15 protein-coding genes are annotated in these 17736 nt (G+C 65.6%); 2 read left to right on the forward strand and 13 right to left on the reverse strand.

What is annotated here, in order from left to right:
- The first annotated feature begins 174 nt into the window (after positions 1–174).
- Positions 175–1218: a hypothetical protein gene (locus OG984_RS06155; protein WP_040755477.1), complete on the forward strand. Its 1044-nt coding sequence runs from the start codon at positions 175–177 to the stop codon at positions 1216–1218.
- 88 nt (positions 1219–1306) lie between these two features.
- Here OG984_RS06155 and OG984_RS06160 read toward each other — a convergent pair whose 3' ends face one another.
- The 13 genes from OG984_RS06160 to OG984_RS06220 form a co-directional block, all read right to left on the reverse strand.
- Positions 1307–4447 (reverse strand): LysM peptidoglycan-binding domain-containing protein, encoded by a 3141-nt coding sequence (locus tag OG984_RS06160; RefSeq protein ID WP_328530727.1) that lies wholly within the window; start codon positions 4445–4447, stop codon positions 1307–1309.
- Positions 4444–4866 carry a pilus assembly protein TadG-related protein gene (locus tag OG984_RS06165; protein WP_008359823.1) on the reverse strand — a complete coding sequence of 141 codons (423 nt, stop codon included), beginning with the start codon at positions 4864–4866 and terminating at the stop codon, positions 4444–4446. The genes OG984_RS06160 and OG984_RS06165 overlap by 4 nt, the downstream gene beginning before the upstream one ends.
- Positions 4863–5303 (reverse strand): TadE/TadG family type IV pilus assembly protein, encoded by a 441-nt coding sequence (locus OG984_RS06170; RefSeq protein WP_328530728.1) that lies wholly within the window; start codon positions 5301–5303, stop codon positions 4863–4865. Before OG984_RS06170 ends, OG984_RS06165 begins: the two co-directional genes overlap by 4 nt.
- A complete protein-coding gene (locus OG984_RS06175; RefSeq protein ID WP_008359821.1) occupies positions 5300–5698 on the reverse strand; it encodes a TadE/TadG family type IV pilus assembly protein in 399 nt (132 codons plus the stop codon). The genes OG984_RS06170 and OG984_RS06175 overlap by 4 nt, the downstream gene beginning before the upstream one ends.
- Complete coding sequence (locus tag OG984_RS06180) at positions 5676–5885, reverse strand: hypothetical protein (RefSeq protein ID WP_008359820.1); 210 nt, start codon at positions 5883–5885, stop codon at positions 5676–5678. The genes OG984_RS06175 and OG984_RS06180 overlap by 23 nt, the downstream gene beginning before the upstream one ends.
- A gap of 32 nt (positions 5886–5917) precedes the next feature.
- A complete protein-coding gene (locus OG984_RS06185; protein WP_008359819.1) occupies positions 5918–6820 on the reverse strand; it encodes a type II secretion system F family protein in 903 nt (300 codons plus the stop codon).
- Positions 6817–7509, reverse strand: coding sequence for a type II secretion system F family protein (locus OG984_RS06190; protein WP_328530729.1), 693 nt, complete (start codon positions 7507–7509; stop codon positions 6817–6819). Before OG984_RS06190 ends, OG984_RS06185 begins: the two co-directional genes overlap by 4 nt.
- Before the next feature lie 155 nt (positions 7510–7664).
- Positions 7665–8813: a CpaF family protein gene (locus OG984_RS06195; RefSeq protein WP_328530730.1), complete on the reverse strand. Its 1149-nt coding sequence runs from the start codon at positions 8811–8813 to the stop codon at positions 7665–7667.
- A 350-nt stretch (positions 8814–9163) separates the two neighbouring features.
- On the reverse strand, positions 9164–9931 hold the full coding sequence (locus tag OG984_RS06200) for a hypothetical protein (RefSeq protein WP_328530731.1): 768 nt from the start codon (positions 9929–9931) through the stop codon (positions 9164–9166).
- On the reverse strand, positions 9931–10605 hold the full coding sequence (locus OG984_RS06205; RefSeq protein ID WP_008359814.1) for an SAF domain-containing protein: 675 nt from the start codon (positions 10603–10605) through the stop codon (positions 9931–9933). Before OG984_RS06205 ends, OG984_RS06200 begins: the two co-directional genes overlap by 1 nt.
- Positions 10606–10635: 30 nt before the next feature.
- Positions 10636–11331 carry a hypothetical protein gene (locus tag OG984_RS06210; protein ID WP_328530732.1) on the reverse strand — a complete coding sequence of 232 codons (696 nt, stop codon included), beginning with the start codon at positions 11329–11331 and terminating at the stop codon, positions 10636–10638.
- A gap of 266 nt (positions 11332–11597) precedes the next feature.
- Complete coding sequence (locus OG984_RS06215; protein ID WP_328530733.1) at positions 11598–11948, reverse strand: hypothetical protein; 351 nt, start codon at positions 11946–11948, stop codon at positions 11598–11600.
- 630 nt (positions 11949–12578) lie between these two features.
- A complete protein-coding gene (locus OG984_RS06220) occupies positions 12579–13697 on the reverse strand; it encodes a DUF3644 domain-containing protein (RefSeq protein WP_328530734.1) in 1119 nt (372 codons plus the stop codon).
- Between the two features lie 284 nt (positions 13698–13981).
- Here OG984_RS06220 and mobF point away from each other — a divergent pair, with 284 nt between their 5' ends.
- Positions 13982–17506 carry a MobF family relaxase gene (mobF, locus tag OG984_RS06225; protein WP_328530735.1) on the forward strand — a complete coding sequence of 1175 codons (3525 nt, stop codon included), beginning with the start codon at positions 13982–13984 and terminating at the stop codon, positions 17504–17506.
- Positions 17507–17736: the final 230 nt, after the last annotated feature.

Consider the following 17736-nt stretch of genomic DNA (forward strand, 5'->3'; position numbering starts at 1 on the left):
ATCGGACCGCGTCGTGTGACGCGTCAAAGAGATCGGAGCACGGATAGGGCTGATCGGCCGCAGTCATCGCCAATGAACAGACCGCGGGCGAACAACGCGCGATCAGATCGAACGTCCTCAGCATCGCAGTTCGGCATAGCCAGCGGCGCGACCGTCGTCTTCTTGTATGGAGCGGTGGTCGCGGCAGCGATCCGGGCGATGTACGCGCAGTTTCACCATCTCGACTCAGAAATCTTTGGCCGACCTGTACTCCGCAGCGTCTGGCACACCGCCCATCCCCTTGATGTCGAAGGGATCGTGGCGCTGGCGGCGCTCCACCTTGGTGTCGCTGCAGCTCTCTTCATCGCAACCGCGCTCGGTGCCTCTGACCGTCTACCTCCGGCTCTTGAGGACCGCATGATCGCGACGCACTGGCTCGCTTCAGGTGTTGGCCTGCTCGGGGTCGTCGGCTTCTTCCTTCTCATTCCAGACGCAATCCAGAGCGACGCCCCACCTGCGATGCTCGCTGTCTGCGTGGCAACCGCTGTCATCAGCGCAGTCATGACAGCCATCAATGGCCCTAGGGCGACCGAGCTCGAACGATGGGCTTCGGCTGAGGAGGCCAAGATCGAGCAGGTCAGAGCAACGATATCGAGACTTCAACTGAACGGGATCCGGCTGTCTCCGCGACGGGGCAGGTTCCTCCATCGAGTCTTGGTCTGGATGCGTACGCCAGATGAGGATGCAGACACCCACGTCCGCATGCTCGAGTCCATCAACTGGCTGGCTGTCACCGTTCCTGTGGCCGCCGGTGTATTGGGATCAGTTGCCGTCGGCTTCATTTCTGATCGCGCCATCGGCCTCCTCATCCTTACTTTCTTTCTGATCGCACAAGCCTTTGCTGTGGGCATCACGGTGAGCACCGCGAACACCACCTTGGTCCACGAGCGGCGCGGACGTTGGTACCCGGTGGGCGTCTCCTTCTTCTGCATTCTTATGCCGGACATATTGGTTCTGACGGGCAACCTCGCCGCGGTGGACTTGGCGACGACGTGGCTCGACGTGTGGATCATCGTCGGCGTGACGATCATCGAGCTCGCACTCGTCTGGTGGGTCTATCGCCGTATCGCCTATTCCCCGATTTGGATCCTTGGAGCTCTGATGATCGTTGAGCAGCGCGCCGTTCGCGCTGAAGAGCGGAACCTCGCCAGAGCGGAGCGGCACGGCACAGCGCGCTGAGGACCTCGTGCCCAGGCCGCTCAGCGCTGGCATCGTGAGCTTCCGACGAGCGTCAAACGCTATGGACGAGGGCAGATCGCGGCTGGGGTCAGCCTGCTTGCCTGCGATGAGCGAGGTGTCGAAGGTGCCGGTCGACGATCTCACGGGCACGTTCGGGAAGTTCGATGGGACCGAGGTCGTCGTCGCTGCGGTTGTAGATTTCATCCACGAGCTGCTGGGCGGCGAGAGTGACGTGGCCAGTAGTGGCCGCGACCTTGATCAGGTCGAGGCGCGCGGTCTCGTCGGCGGGAACGGCCTTGATTACGGCTTCGGCAGTTCGACGAGCGAGGTCGTGGTCACCAGTGGTCAACGCGTGGTCGATGACAGTGTGGGCGACGTCGACGATCGCGCACTGGGCAATGTGGTCGATCGCATCGTCGAGCAGCCAAGCCCAGCCGTTGTCGCGCTGGTTGCTGAACGGTGCGCCGGTGACGAGGTCAAGGGCCGCAGTGAGATCGCCGATGCCGTCGGCGCCGCGTGCTTGGGCTCGGGCCCGAAGACGACGGAACAGGTCGAGGTCGCAGAGGACGCCGCGTACACGGTAGATCGCCTTGGCGCCGCCATCTGCTTGTGCACTCTTCTGGGCGTTGGGCAGGTAGGGCTCGCCGGTATCTGGGTTAGTGCCAAGCCAAGCCCGCAGCATGGCGAGAACTGTGTAGATCCGGGCGGGTCTGATGTGGAACGCGTCTTGAATCTGGTCGGTGGTGACGCCCTCGGGGTGAATAACCAGATACGCGAGAACCTCGACGTAGTAGGGCTTGCGGTCGGGCGGCCGTTCGCCGGGCGCCCTAGCGTTGAGCGGCCCGAGCAGGACGAGTTTCGGCACCCGCGCGTCAGGGTCGTTCCACCGGTGACGGTCTCGATCGAGGTGCGCGTCACCGTCAATGAGTTCGCGGCTGACGGCGGCCGGGACAAGCGGTGCCTCGGTCGCGACATCTTCTGCAGTGGTTGCCGACGCCTCGACGTAGGCTGCAGTGGGCCCAGCAAGGACGGCTTCGTTGCCAGCAGGTTCGGTCAGGTCAGCTGGCCGGGAATCCACCAGGTCGCTACGGACGGCCCCTGCCGAATCCGTCAGACTCTCGGTGACTGTCGTGGGTTCCGCGGTTGCCGGAATCGGCTCGTTGGTCGTGGCACGGGTTGCGTCCACGATCGCAGCACACGCCTTGGCCTCGTCCGGACTGAGCCCCGCGGCGTGAATGTCGAGATCCAGCGTCAGGGCGCGGAGCCGGCCGTCGATGCCGACTTCGAGGACGCACACAGCACCATGGGCGCCATCGCGTTCCGGATCTACGAGGACGACCGCGGCACCAGGTCTCCCAGGATGCTCGGCGATGATCTCCGAAACCGGACGAACGGTCTCAGCATGGTTGGCCGTTGTGAGAACGACCCGGAAGCGGTCTGGCCCGAGGTCACGGTCGACCGCGGCTGTCGGGTCGAGCTCGCTCGCAAGCCAGTCGAGGAACACGACGTCGTCATCAGCATGACTGTGCAGTCGGTCAGGGCTGAGCCCGTCCAGCTCCGCGCCGATCCCGAGCAGGTCGACGCGAGCGAGGCACGACCACGGGTTGATCGCGAGTTCTGCTGCCACGTAAGTCGCAAAGTCCATCGCGCGATCGCGGTCACCAGTGATGACGATCTCCTGCAGCTGCTCGAGGTTGACGAGCCAGTCCCGATCGTCGTCGTCCCGTCCGACTGCGACCAAGAGCGGGTACGCCGGTCGCTGGTCGTCGACGGTGACATCAGAGTCGAGCGGCGCTGACCAGGTCGTACCCTCCCCGTGCCATGGCCACGGCAGCTTGTCGACTGGATCGGCGAGATGGAGGGTGACGCTTCCATCGGCGACTTCAGCGCTCACGAGGTCGGGAGGAGCGGAGTCGACGGATAGCGTGCGGAGCGTCCGGTCGAGGTCGGTCACGTACGTCGCGCCGGTGTTCCCGACGAGATGGATGCTCTTGGCGACGGGGCGGAGTTCGCGGGGCGGGGGCGCGATCATGTGGCCAGGTCGTCGATGGCGCATCTGCGTACGGCGGAGCTGCCGCAGCACCAGCAGTAGTGACCCGGCGAGCACCGTGCCTGCCCCTGCGAGGCCCGGCAACAACCATCCGGGAGTCACCTCGGCATCAGTGTCGACGGCATCCGAGCCGCGCTGCGCACCGGCTTCCTCGCTGGGATGCGTGGCTACCGGTTGCCGGTTCGTTGGAGCCGGCGAAGAGGTGGGTCCAGATGGAGTGACTCCGGGAGCTGTCATCGGCGGAGGTTGGCGGGGTGGAGACGGGACAGGTGCCGGGCGCGCACCCTCATCAGGGGTGAGACTTGGCGCCTGTCCTGGGATTGTCAGCTTCCAGCCCGTGACGATGAGGTCAGGGTCGGTCAGCTGCCTACCGTCCCGCTGAACAGTGTCCTCAGATGCCTCGACGATCCTCGGGTATGCGTCGGCGTCTCCGAGCTCCGTCTCCGCGATCTCGGAGAGGGTGTCACCGGGCTCGACGACGTACGTCGCGGTATCCTGAACCTCGACTTCAGGTGCTTCGTCGACCGGGATGAGCAGATCGGTGCCGGCGATGAGCCAGTCGGGCTGAGTCGCCAGGACCTCGCGGTTGAGCTCCACAATCTCGGTGTAGCGGCTGCCCCGGCCGAGGTGTGTCTGTGCGATCTTCCAGAGGCTGTCACCGCGTTTGACCTGGTAGTGCTTGGTCGTTCCATGGGGCGGGCCGGATGCCTCATAACTCTTCGTCAGAGCCGACGCAGTCCGTACCGGGCTGCTGACAGTCTCGGGCGACGGATCAACCTCCGCGGCAGCGGTGGCGACGGGAACGTAGGTGTTGGCCGCCGGAGCGCCGGAGTGGGCTGAGGGGACAGTGATGAAGAGCAGCGCGGCGGTGGCAACCAGGTTGTTCGCGGCGTTCTGGGGAAGCGTCAAGCCGGGGAGTCGTGGCGCGCGTAGGCCACGAACTTGAGACGGGATCGCGATGGCCACGGAGATGGTCCAGAGCCCCCAGAACAACCAAGCGAGGGCCGTGATCACTTGGAGCAGGAGGGAGCCGTCATCGGGCATCATCAGTCGGTCCCGGGTGAACTGGGTGAAGTCAGGAACCGCGTCGATCCGCAGCAGGAGGACCGGCGTGCCCGCGGTGAAGACGACGATCGCGATCGAGGCGATGAGTCCGCGGAGACGTACAGCGATATTCATCGTGGGACGCCTCCTAGGCTGCGTACGAGATGGGCGGTGGCCTCACCGTGGACCTTGAGCTTGGTGAGGCCGATGATCCCGAGGAACTTCGTGTTGTAGGTGTCGTTGGCCCTGACCACGATCCGGTTGCCGTCGCGGATCGAGACTGAGCCGCCGACGCCGGCAGCTGATAGGTACGCCTTCGCTGCCTGCCGTGCGGCCGCTGCGTCGATCCTGGCGTAGCGACCTTCCACGGCTGGCCCTGCTTGAACCTCTTGGCCGCCCGCCCGTGCAGCCTGGGCCGCGATGTCGTGAGTACGTTGCTGGGCGTGGACCTGGCCGCCGAGATCGACGGCGAGGCCGACCAAGGTGGTCATCGCGAAAGTGGCGGTGACCAGCCAAACCGACACTGAGCCGCGCTCGTCGGAGGTTCGACTCACCGGGAATCACCTCGTTCGCGCCATTGGTCAAGCGGCGAGGTCATCGTGACGCGGATCGTTCGAGATCCTGGCACGCCCGGCGCCGAGAGATCGGACAGGTCGAGACGACAGATGACCGATGCTGAGACGGATCCCCGTTCTCCCACCGCCGTCCCGAAAGCGCGCGTGTCGATCCGCACCGCGACTGAGCGACACCGGATCCCTTGGTTGGCGAGATTCTCGCGAGCAGCCTGCTCGGCATCCCGGGCTGCGACGCCAGAAGAGCGAGCGATCGAAGCCGTCCGGGCGGCGTCCGCAGCAGCGGACTGCACGGCTTCGTGGGCCATAGCCGTACGCCCACCGAAGATGATCAGCCCGACGAACAAGGCGAATGCAGGGATGCCAACGGCGGCCTCGATCGTGGCAGACCCGCGCTCGTCTCGCGATGACGTGGTCATGGCGCCGTCAGCCTCTCGACTGTGACCGTCGCTTCCTGCCGTACCGTCGGCCTCCACCCCGGCAAGACGCTCAGGCTTCGCCCGGTGATCGTGACCGACGCGGTCGTAGCCGTTCGAGAAACCCGGACGTGGGTCGACTCCAACGCATCGCCACCGACGTCGGCAAGGTACGCCGCAGCCGCCCGGCTTCCGTCACCGGACGTGCCGTTCTCTGCGCCAGCGGCGCGGGCACCCTCCTGTGCTGCAGCGATGGCGATCGTGCGCGCATGGAAGTACAACGCGGCCTGCATCCCCAGGAAGAGGACCGCGAAGAGTGCGGGCAGCAGGATGACCAGCTCGATCGAGGCAGCGCCTCGCTCGTCCGGGCGTCTCCTACCTGATCTTGCCGGACTCACTGGTCACGAACGATCTGATGGCGGCGACGACGATCGCAACGATCGCGATGACCGCGACGGCCCAGAGCACGTTCTCGATGGTGACCGAGCCACGCTCGTCCCGCCGGAGTCTACTTCCGACGAAGTCGTCGAGTCGGAGGCGAGCGATGAGGAGGAGACCCAGGAGGGCCGTGGTGAGTCGGGGCATGAGCGTTCTCGATTCGTGTCGCAGGTAGCCATTCATGTGGGCATGACCATCCGGAGAAGGGCAGGGGCAAGAAGCAGCCCCATGAAGACGACCCCGAGCAACGAGCTGGGAATCGACATGCGTTCACCCGTGGCGTTGGCCTCGGTGAGCTCGTCGTTGAGCATCGCGGTGCGCATCGCGTTCGACCGAGCGCGAAGGGTGGCGTAGACAGACGCGCCCTCCTCCCCGGACAGGCGCATGATGTCGGCGAAGTCGTCCAGCTCAGGCAGACCGAGCTCGACGCCGAGTGCATGAAGAGCATCCCAAGGTGGCAACCCCGACCATCGCGATCGGGTCAGTTCCTCGGAGAGCCGGGTGAAGACCCAGGAGGTGCAGACGTTCGCCGCGGCCTCCATCGATTGGCGTACGCCGGAGCCGGTGTTCCTCTCCAGAGCAACCATCTCGATGTACGCACCGAGTGCGCGGGTGAACTCCAGCCTGGCCTTCTTCGCGTCGTCCACGGCGTTGTAGTTGGGCAGGAAGAACATCAGCACCGCTAGCCCGATCGAGGCGACGATCGGGATCGTCCATGGCAGCTCGATCCCGATCACGCCGAAGAACACGGTCAGCAGCGGTGGGATCGTCAACCCCAGCAATGCGAAGAGCAGCTTCTCGCCATAGAACCGAGCCAGCGAGATCCGCAGCAAGGCAAGCTCGCGGATCGGCGTACGCACCCAGATTCCCGGCGGGAGTACTCGAATCGCCCAGAGACCGAGACGCTCGGTCGTGCTGGTCGCCTCGTCCTGATGTTGGTTCTGTTGGACACGCGTGGGGGAGAGGCGTGCAAGAGCGTCCGCGAGATCGACATGCACGGGCAGCATCCATACGAAGAACATGTAGATACCGAGGCCGATGAAGCCACCGGAGATCATCGCGAGCAGGAGTCCGCTGGTCATCGGACGTCCTTCGTGAACAGGCGAGGGAGCGGACGGCCGTTGGCCATGCGCTTCATCCACACGAGGATGCCGACGTAGGCGCCCAGCAGAGTCGCGAGGATGACCTGGCCGAGCGGGGTGGCATATGGGTCGACGTATGTGCCAGAGACTGCGAGCACGACGATAACTACCGCGCTGATGATGGTCACCCAACGCGCGGTCGCTCGAGGTTTGGCTCGGTCGGCTTCGACCTGTCGCCGAGCTCGTACGTCGGCAGCCACCGACTCCGCCAAGCCCTCCAGGACAGCCGCCAGACCTGCGCCGCGGCGCCGCGCGCCGAGGATCAGGTTCGCGGCGACCAAGTCTCCGGTGGCGTCATTGAGCTCATCAGCGAAAGCACGCAGCGCATCCTCCGTCGACCAGCGAGCACGCAACCGCGCTGCGAGCCGGTTTACCTCGGCCACGATCGGTGCGGGAGTGGAGCGCAGCGTGGCGATGAGCGCCTGCTCGAGGCCCACCCCGACGGTGAGGACGCCAGACAAGGACCTCGTCCACTCTTCCAACGCCTCCAGCCGCTGGATCTGGGTGGTGGCGCCGGCCGTCGACAGCAGCACTGGAAGGCCGATGCAGGCGGCAGGCGCCAGGACGAGCGCGAGGATCCAGCCAGTCACTTGCCAAGCAACGATCCCCAGCCCGAGGCCGCCGATCACCAGGAGTTGAGTACGTCGCGACATCTGACGGAGACGACGTACAACACCCGAAGCCGACCTGGGTTGGTCGTTGACCGGGACAGGGCGGAGTCCAGCGATGAGGCCGATGAGGCCGGCGACCATCAGCGCACCGCCGAAAGCCGGAATGATAGGGGTCATGACGGCCCTCTTCCGAAGGAGTCGACGCTCCGCTGGCCAGCGAGATAGCCGGCCAGGTCGAAGCCGTAGTCAGACAGCACGCGGTACTCATCGGGAAGAACGGTGGGCACCGCCGTGCCGCTGGCGTCCGGCGCGAAGACGTGTGTCGTGGCGTACCCGGTCTCTCGCTCGCCGGGTGCGATGGCGATGATCTCGGCGACCCGACGGGTACGTTGAAAGGCGCCATTCTCGCTTCGAGTGTCGAGATCGAGCTGGACGATCAGGTCGACGGTGGCGGCCAACTTGGACGTCGCGAGCTCTTGGGTCACATGAGCGCCTGCCTCCATGGCGCAGGTGACGAGCTTGCGTACGGCGGCGACGGCGTCCGAGGCGTGGGTGGTGGAGATGGAGCCGGTGCCGGATTCCATCGCCTTGATCATGGCCCAGATCTCCTTGCCGCGGACCTCGCCGACGATCTGGCGCGAGAGGTTGAACCGGAAGGAGTCGACAAGCGCCTCGTCGATGGTGAACTCGCCAGCCTGGCGCCCGTCGGCTCCGCGTTCGCCGGAGCCGGGGCGGGCCTCCCAGGCGTGCACGATCCAGTGCCGGTCACGGAGCTGGTGCAGATGCAGTTCGTATTCGGTCTCGAAGGTGCCGATCGCCTCGATGGGGTCGATCTCCGCGCAGAGCGCGCGAACGAGTGTCGTCTTGCCCGCACCTTGCGCGCCGGAGACCACGATCGACTTCCGCGCGCGGACCGCAGCACGAAGGAAGGACGCCGCAACCGGGGTGAGCATCTGCCGATCGACGAGCTCGTCGAGAGTGATCTCCATCAGGCGGTGACGACGGATCACCACCGAGGGCCGCGGGGTCACCCACGCGGCGGCGGCAAGGCGCGACCCGTCGTCCAGACGAAGATGGAGTCGCGGCTGTGCCTCGGAGAACCCACGAGCGTTGACCTCGCTGCGCGAGGCCAGGAAGACGAGGAAGTCCTTCAGCTCGTCGTCGGAGTCCGCTACGGCCGGGCCGACTTCGATCGATCCGTCGACGAGCTCGAGCAGCACGTGGTCGTAGCCGGTGATGATGATGTTCTCGACCCGATCGTCGTCCACCAGCGGCTGGAGGCGTCCGAGGCGGAAGAGTGAGTCGAAAACCGCCTGTGCCATGGATTGTTGGTGGGCCAGCGTCCAGGACGAATCTCCAGCATCGACCGCGTCTGCCATCGCCGCCTCTATCAGGTCGAGCACGATGGATCGGCCCAACTGTTCTTGAGCGGGCCTGTCCAGGCCGCCTCGCTCAGCGGCAACCGCCTGACTGAGCTGCTCGGATGCCTGAGCACGCAGCGCAGCGACAAGCGACCAGTCGACGCCCGACCCGGCGCTCGGTCCCGAGGGCGTCGCGACAGGAGAAGTTACCGCGCGCAGGGTTGGCGCAGGATCGGCAAAGAACGGCAGCCGAGATGGGTCGGGCGCTTCGGCATTCGTCGGCGAGAAGATGTGGCCGTTGCGGGGGTGGTTCATCGGAGCCCGTCCTCGACGAGCTGGGACCGGCTGTGCGCGATGTTGGCTTGGATCGCCTCGACCACGGCGAGCATTCCACGGGCGTACGCACTCGTCTCGAAGCGCGCGGGCGGAGCAGCACCATCGTGATAGACCGCTGCGGCCACCGGGTCGTCGGGAAGGGCAGCGACGACGGGCAGTCCGATCACCTTGCTCACCTCGGACGCCCGGTAGGGCTTGCTCTCGCCGATGAGCAGGGCTCCTGGCTGTCGCCAGCCGATACCGGGCTCACGTGCAGTCTCTGCCCAGGACTTGGTGCCTGCGAGCGACGCCAGCGACGAACGCGTCAGCAGCAGCGTGAGGTCGGCGCCAGCGATCAACGGTTCAGGAGAACCGGCAACGCCGAGTCGGCCAGCATCGACGATAACGTCCTGACCGGACGACTCCAGCTCCGCCAGAGCAGTGATGAGGGAGTCCCAGAGCCCGCGAAGTCCCGTGGCTTGCGTGTGAGACCTCGTCCCGGCGAGGAACGAGACCGAGGTGTCACCGATCCGCTGGACGACGGTGGGGAGTGCGTCGGCAACGCCGCTCGATGCGAGAGCAAGCTCAACGAGTCCGGTCTGATAGCTCCACGCTCCTCGGAAGAACCCTGCGAGGACGCCTGACGCGCCGGTCGGGTCTGCTTCGACGAGCAGCACCGGGCGGGGCCACGCGATAGCGAGGCCGATTGATGTGGTCGTGACGCCCGGTGAGGCGAACGCGGAGGTGAGCGTGATGACGGCCATCAGGGTGCCTCCGGGTCGAGCACGATCCCTACGTTTCCGGATGCAGCCCTCGACGCGAGCACCGGCGCATCGGCGTACGGCACGAGCACGTCGACAAGGAACATCCCCGATGTATCGTCAGCTCGAGCAGCCACTACCTCCGCCTCGGTGAACTCCGGTGTTCCTGCCGGAGCCTCGGCACCCTCGGCCGGTGTAACGACCACGCGCACGCGGTCGCCCGTTCGAAGGTTCACCGCAGGGGAATGGGAGGTTGCAAGCGCCAGACCGACCACCGACATGCCGTCAGGAGGCATCGGTGAGGAGGTCGTGGCTTCCTCGGTGAGCAACGCACCCGCCGCGATGTCGAGCCCCGCCTTCTTGCCGATGACATCGCCGTAGGACGATCCCGGCAGCGCCTCGAGTGCAGGGTCGGCACTGATCTGGATCCGCTTGATGTCGTCAGCCTCGATGAGGCTTCCGCGCTCGATCGTGTGGCGGGCGACCAACACATCCTGAGTGTCGGTGGTGGCGAGCCAGGCCCAGCCGGTGACGATCGCTCCGACGGCAACTGCTGCGGCCGCACCAAGGATCATTCCGGGGCGACGCCGAAGCTTGGGAGGTGGCATCGGTTGCGGTCTGGCCGTGACTTGGTCGATGTCCACGACCTGGGTATTGCTCTTGCTGGTCTTGCTCATCTCGCGGTGCCTCTCAAACTCGACAGATGCTCAGTTCACGAGCACCTGGGCCTCTCCGACCGCGATCTGCACCGAACGGAACAGTCCATTCAGCCGGATGGTCCCGGTCTGCCCTGCGCCCGTCCACTGCACAACCCACGCCGACGTCGCTGTCACCGTGTAGGTCTTGCCAGGTTCGTGCGCGCTGCTCTTGCGGTAGACGTGTCCGCAGTCGGGCGACGCCTTCTTTCCGAATTCGGGCCTGTAGGCGGTACCAGGACCGTTGCAGACGATGGAGGTTCCGTCGCCCATGTCCCAGGTGATCGAGTGCACTCGCGCCGTCGCGCTCACCGTGATCCCGCCAGCGCTCGCGGATGCCGTTGCCGGGCCGTACGTGTGCCGGTCGGGATGCCTGGCCCACATCCACACCGGCATCCCGACCAAGCCGACGTTGTCTTGCCCGGGCTTCGGCGCGATCCCGATGTCGATGGCTGCCAGGTCGAGTTGATCGACGGCCAGCTGCGCGACTTCACGCGGAGTCGGTCCGGCGGCCGCACCGGCCGGCGGGTCTGCCGCCCAGATGTAGATCAGCAGTGAGGTCTGCGGTTGGAAGCAGCTGTAAACCGCGCCGTCGCCGGGCTCGTGGCCCCTCCACGCCGGGTCGCCAGCGGGCGGCGGTGGGTCAGCGACCTCCAGATAGCAGCCGTAGGTGTTGCTCCACGTCCCGTACGGGCTCGTGCAGTCCACCGGTCCGGCAGTTCCTGGTGCGCCCTGCTTCGCGGGGTCCCAGTAGCAGGGGTTGCCAGAGCCGGTGTCCTTTGGCCCGTCATCAACGGGTGCGGCGTTTCCACCTCCACCTCCACCTCCACTCCCGCCACCACCAGGGGCGTCAGCCCAGATCTTGCACTGACCAGTTGCGGCATCCACCTGCTCACAGACGGTGTCGGCGTACGTCCGCCCAGTCCCGAGGAAGACGATGGTGGCGGAGATGAGAAGTATGGGGAGGGAGTGCCTCAGGATCCTTTGCATGGCGTCTGCTTGAGGTCGTGGCCGGACGCGACGCGCCAGCCTCCGGTGGGGTCGTCGGACCAGCGGTAGTTGGCCACGAGGAAGCGGGTCCAGCCGGTGTCGGGCCGGCTGGCGGCGACGATAGATTTCCCGCTCTTGTCGAGCACATCAACATCGGTCACGTCCCAGCACACGTCGACGATGACGGTGGGGACCTTCCCAGCGGACGGGTTGGAGTTGTCGAGGCTGACCGACTGAGCCTTGACGACCGCGAGCTGAGTGTCGCCAGTCTGCCGGTGACCCTTCTTCCGTTCGTCCTCGAGGTAGAGAGTGTCCGCGGTGAGCTGCTTGCTCACCGCCACCTTCTCCATCGACTTCAGCGAACCGTCGCCGTCCTGGCGCAGGGAGTCGAGAGTTCCGTAGTAGTCACGGAGCTTCTCGGTCGCCGCCTCGACTGCAGCTTCCGACGTGGACGTCGGCTTCGACGAGGTAGGCGGCCGTTTGGTCGACTCCCCGGTGTCCGACGTCGGGTCCGTGGATGGCGTTTGGGCACAGCCGACAGCGACGGCGAACAGTAGAACTGCTGTCGTGGCTCTCAGGACTCGTCGAGAATTCCTCATCATCGGTTACGGTCTCCCTCCGCGTGGGAGGACTTTGACCTTGCCGCTCCACCCAAGCCAGGGCTGACAAAGTCAAGGTCCCATTACTTCACTGAAACGGCATGAAGCGCAACGTTTTCGTAAAATCGGGACTGGCGCGTATGGTCCTATCCCTCCTATCGTCGCGACCTCAACCTTGCCGCACCTACCTCCTCGGGTGGCTCACCGCGGTTACATGGACACCGAGGAGGAACGCGCGTTTCCGCAGGTCAGATGCCTTCCTGGGCCAATTCCTGTTTGACGTCGATGACGTGTCGCATGCACGCACTCGGATCAGTGAGGTAGCGGCGCGGGGGAGCCGATCGCCGGTCGGCACGTCATTCGAGGTCAAGACGCCTTGGCGCGGAGCGCACAACCGCTCTGACTACACACCGGAGGCTGTGTCCGTGACCGACCAGTGCCGTGGGCAAGCCAGATCGCATCCATGTCGACGCCGTTCCTGAGCGCGCCGCGCATCTTCGTGAATGCATTGTCCGAGTAGTACGTTAGTTTCTGGCTCTTGAACGTGAACGTGTGGACGCACCCAGGGTCACCGTCGATCCCGAGGTGTCGGCGCAGCGCCGCCGACTTCGGCAACGTGAGGCCCACGGCATTGGCGAGGTCGGTCGCCGAACGGTGGTACTTCTTCTGCAGGTCAACCTCGCGGATGGCCGCGACGTCCTGATCGGCGTCGGTTACCAGTTGGACCGGGAGACCTCCCGCTTTCACGAAGCGGACCTCGACGGACAGACCCTCGCCGGCAACGCTTGCGGCGACCTCGCCCAATTTGGGGAAAACCTGGGGGCGGCTCTTACCGTCCCGGATGCCCTTCACCACACGCCGGACGTCAGTGTTGGAGACCGCGGCGTCATCGGCCACGTGAGCCTCCATCGCAAGTAGTGCACGCACGCGAGCTGCGGCCTCGGCGCCAGCCCGCCGCTTCGGCTTTAGCAACTCGGCGATGTTGTCGTACTCGCGGTCGACCAGGGTCTGGAAGTCCTGCGGCGGTTCCGATCCGATCGGCAGAACCCGCAACGGGAGGTACTCCGCAAGTCGGTCGTCGAACGCACGGTGAAGGAGATCGTCGAATAGCGTGACTCCTGCGCGAGCGTGCAGGTAGAGGAGCCCTTCGTCAACGATCGTGTACCAGTGCTGCTCGTCATCACGCATCGCGTCGATGCTACGCAGCGTGCCGGCTTCCGCCTCGGTGAGCTTGATGCGTGACGACTGCTTGGCTTCATGCAGGCAGCGGTCGAAGCCGATCGATCTCCCGGACTTTCTGTCGAAGACGGCCAACCGATCTTGGACCAGCGCCGCCTTGAGCAACATCTCGAAGGCGTGCTGGAGATGTAGGAGGACTCGCGTTGCCCTGCCATCGTCGTCAGGACTGTTGAACGACATCATCGCTGAGCGCATCGAGGAGATGGCTTTCGTCTTCAAGTGCCGCGCGTCCTGCCTCAGGTTCACAGTCCGATAGTCCCGCGGGCCGGCATTGAGCGCAGCAGGTTTTCGATTGCCGGGGAACACCGATTTCGGCAATCCGGCGGTCTTCGAGCGGTGACGCGGTCGTAGGAGCACAGGCTCTCCCGGAAAGGCAACCACAGAACTGGCTCGCGCCACGGCCTCGAGTTTCTGCTGCCACCGATCCATCAACGGCAGCACACGGTTTGCAGATCGAGGTTTCGATATCGAATCGAATTACCGACGTTGGCGGCTTGCGTGCACCTGCCTGTCACTGGGAGGTGGGCCAGGTGACCGTATCGATGCGGGTGATGTCTGCTGGCGATGGCTACCGCTACCTGCTTCGAAGCGTAGCCGCCGGTGACGGTGACCGCGCGATGTCCACGCCGTTGACGAGGTACTACGCAGAGTCCGGAACACCGCCCGGTCGATGGGTCGGATCAGGGGTCGCACAACTCGCAGCTGGCCGACTTGCCGAAGGTGATGAGGTGACGGAAGAGCAACTCGCTCAGCTCATCGGCCAGGGTTGTGACCCGGTGACGGGGGAGGCGCTCGGCCGCGCGTACCCCGAATACAAGAGCACCGCGGAGCGGATCGAAGAGCGCGTCGCGGAGATCGATCCCTCGCTGGGTCTTGAGGACACTGAGGCCGAGACCTCACGGATCGAGGCAGACGAGGCATCGCGTGGCGGGCGCCGCGCCGTTGCGGGGTACGACTACACCTTCAGCGTGCCGAAGTCGGTCTCGGTGCTGTGGGGAGCGGCAGACGCCACCACCCAGGAGCTGATCGTCGCTGCACATCACGCGGCGGTCCTCGACGTGCTCGCCTTCCTTGAGCGAGAGGTGGCTGCCACCCGCACGGGAGTAGCAGCCGGGAATGGCGCAGTCGCTCAGGTCGCCGTAGCCGGTGTGGCTGCGGCAGCGTACGACCACTGGGATTCTCGCCTCGGTGATCCGCAGCTTCATACGCACGTCGTGATCTCCAACAAAGTGAAGGCACTTCTGGACGGGCGTTGGCGCAGCCTTGACGGCCGACCGATGCACGCCGCCGTGACCGCCATCTCCGCGCACTACAACGCAGTGCTGGCAGACAGGATCACCGGCACGTTCGGAATTCGATGGCACCTGCGTGACCGCGGCCCCGAGCGGAACCCGCAATGGGAGATCACCGGAGTGCCCGACGATCTGATCAAGGAGTTCTCCTCGAGAACTCGCGCGATCGAGCTGGAGAAGGAGCGGTTGATCAGTGAGTACGTCGCGGCGCACGGACGTCGTCCGTCGAAAGCGATCATCGTCGAGCTTCGTGCGCAAGCTACCTTGGCTACACGGCCGAAGAAGCACGTACGTCCACTCGCGGATCTGATGACCGAGTGGCGTGCTCGGGTCCGCAACGTTGTCGGAACCGACGCCACGACCTGGGCACAGACGGTCACGTCGGCGGAAGCCCCGACCTTCGGTCACCCCGAAGAGTTGGACCAGGGTCTCTTCAATGAGTTGGGCGCACGGGTCGTTGCCGGCGTTGGCCAGAAGCGTACGACCTGGCGGCACTGGAACCTCTGGGCCGAAGCATCGCGGCAGACGATGCGCTGGCGGTTCGCGAGCGTCCGGGACCGTGAAGCGGTGGTCGCCCGCGTCGTAGAGGCGGCCGAACGCCAGTCGGTAGTGCTGACGCCACCGGAGCCGGCGCCGACACCGCCGGAGTTTCAGCGCGATGACGGCACTAGTGTCTTCCGGCCCCGCCACGCACAGGTCTACTCGTCGAACGACATGATCGATGCCGAGGCACGCCTCCTCGCGAGAGCCGCCAGCCAGACCTCCAAGACAGTCGCTGTCCCCGTCGTTCGAGCAGTGACCAGCCGGGCGCGTCATGCGGGCAGGCTCAGCGACGAGCAGGCGAGGGTGATCGAGCAGATCGCGTCCTCGGGCAGGAGGGTCGACGTCCTGATCGGCCCCGCCGGCGCAGGAAAGACCACGACGATGCGGACGTTGCGAACAACATGGGCCACGACGTACGGCAAGCGTTCTGTTATTGGTCTCGCCCCGTCGGCGTCAGCCGCGGAGATTCTCGCGGATGATCTCGGCATCACCTGCGACAACACCGCGAAATGGCTCCACGAACACGTCCGTGGCAACCCCGCGTTCACGCTGACACCTAACCACCTGGTCATCCTCGACGAGGCCAGCATGGCCGACACACGGACACTCGACCAGATCACAGCGGCCGCGGTCGATGCCGGCGCCAAAGTGCTCCTGGTTGGCGACCCAGCCCAGATTGACGCGGTCGACGCCGGGGGAGCGTTTGCCCTACTTGCCTCCAGTCGAGCCGACGTCGCGACACTCACCGACATCCACCGCTTCGCCAACGAGTGGGAGAAGACGGCATCCCTCGCGCTCCGTGACGGCAGCCCGGTAGCGATCAGTGCGTACGCTCGCCACGACCGACTTCGCGCGGGGACCACGGACGAGATCGCGACCCAAGCCCGCCAAGCGTGGGAACACGACGTGCGCAATGGCAAGACGACGCTCCTCATCGCCGAGACTCGCCAGCAGGTCCACGCGATCAACGAGGAGTTGCGGGCCATCCGGCTCCGGACCGGCCAGACCCTCCTGGGGCGCGAGGCGGTTCTCGGCGACGAGCACCGCGCATCGGTCGGCGACTGGGTGATCACCCGCCGCAACGACCGCACCCTGCGTACGCTCACCGGCACCTGGGTCCGCAACGGCCACCGATGGGAGGTGACCCAGATCCACCGCAACGGCTCTATGACCGTACGCCGTCAGCATGGCCACCGGGCCACGCTCACCCTCCCCGCCGACTACGTCGCGGCCCACGTCGACCTCGGCTACGCCGTCACCGCCCACCGAGCCGAGGGCCTCACCGTCGACACGGCGCACGTCCTGGTCACCGCGAGAACCACCCGCGAACATCTGTACGTCTCGATGACGCGCGGCCGCGAAACCAACACCGCATACGTCGCCCTGGACCAGCCCGACGAGACCCACACTGGTCTTGAAGATGACGATGTCACCGCGGTGACGGTCCTCCAAGCCGTACTCCGCCATGCCGGAGCCGAGCTATCCGCTCAACTTGCCATCAAGGCCGAGCAGGAGACATGGACATCTATCGCCCAACTTGCGGCTGAGTACGAAACCCTCGCGGCTCACGCTCAGCGAGACCGATGGATCACACTGATCCGTGGATCGGGCCTCACCCCGGACCAGGCAGACGACGTCATCGACTCCGATGCCTTTGGCCCACTGGCCGCCGTGCTGCGAAGGGTCGAAGCCTACGGGGGAGACCCTGGCAACGTGCTGAAAAAGGTGGTCGGGCGACACGGGCTCGGCGACGCCGAAGACATCGCGGCTGTGCTCCACCACCGGCTCCGCCTCGCGTCCAATCGAGGAACATCGACGAGCGGACGCTTCGTCGCCGGCCTCATCCCTGCCGTGAGCGGACCGCTGCCAGACGAGTACGGCCCAGCGCTCAGCGAGCGCGCGGCCTTGATCGAGTCTAGAGCTCGAGCACTCGCCGAACAGGCGGTCCAGGCTGCTCCGCCATGGCTACAGCGCATAGGCACGCCACCCGCCGGCCCAACTGCCCGCGATCGCTGGTTCCACGCCCTCGTCACCGTCGCCGCCTACCGCGACCGATACCAGATTGACAGCGACGTACCCCTTGGCGTGCGACCGGGCTCGCTCGCCCAACGAGCCGACGCAGACCGCGCGCACCACGCGTTGCGAACCGCGACGAACGCCGCGATCGCCACGTCCATGATCGGCGCGAGGAGTGCCGGTCCGTCGATCCAGGGGCCGTAAGGCGTTCCGAGCTGCGACCCGTGCACGAGTTATCCACACGGGAGTAGACGAAGGGCACTGGCCACGGGATGCCAACGACGCTGGTCGGAAGAACTCCGTCATCGTCAGGAAGGCTCATGATCATCTTCATCCTCGCATGGCGCCTCAGCGCCAGCATCTACAGCTACCTTCAGACGTACGCCCCGACGAACATCGCCATCGCCTGGCTCCGCACCTGCCGCGGCGTCAAG

The sequence above is a fragment of the Nocardioides sp. NBC_00368 genome, from assembly GCF_036090055.1.
Lineage (GTDB): Bacteria > Actinomycetota > Actinomycetes > Propionibacteriales > Nocardioidaceae > Nocardioides.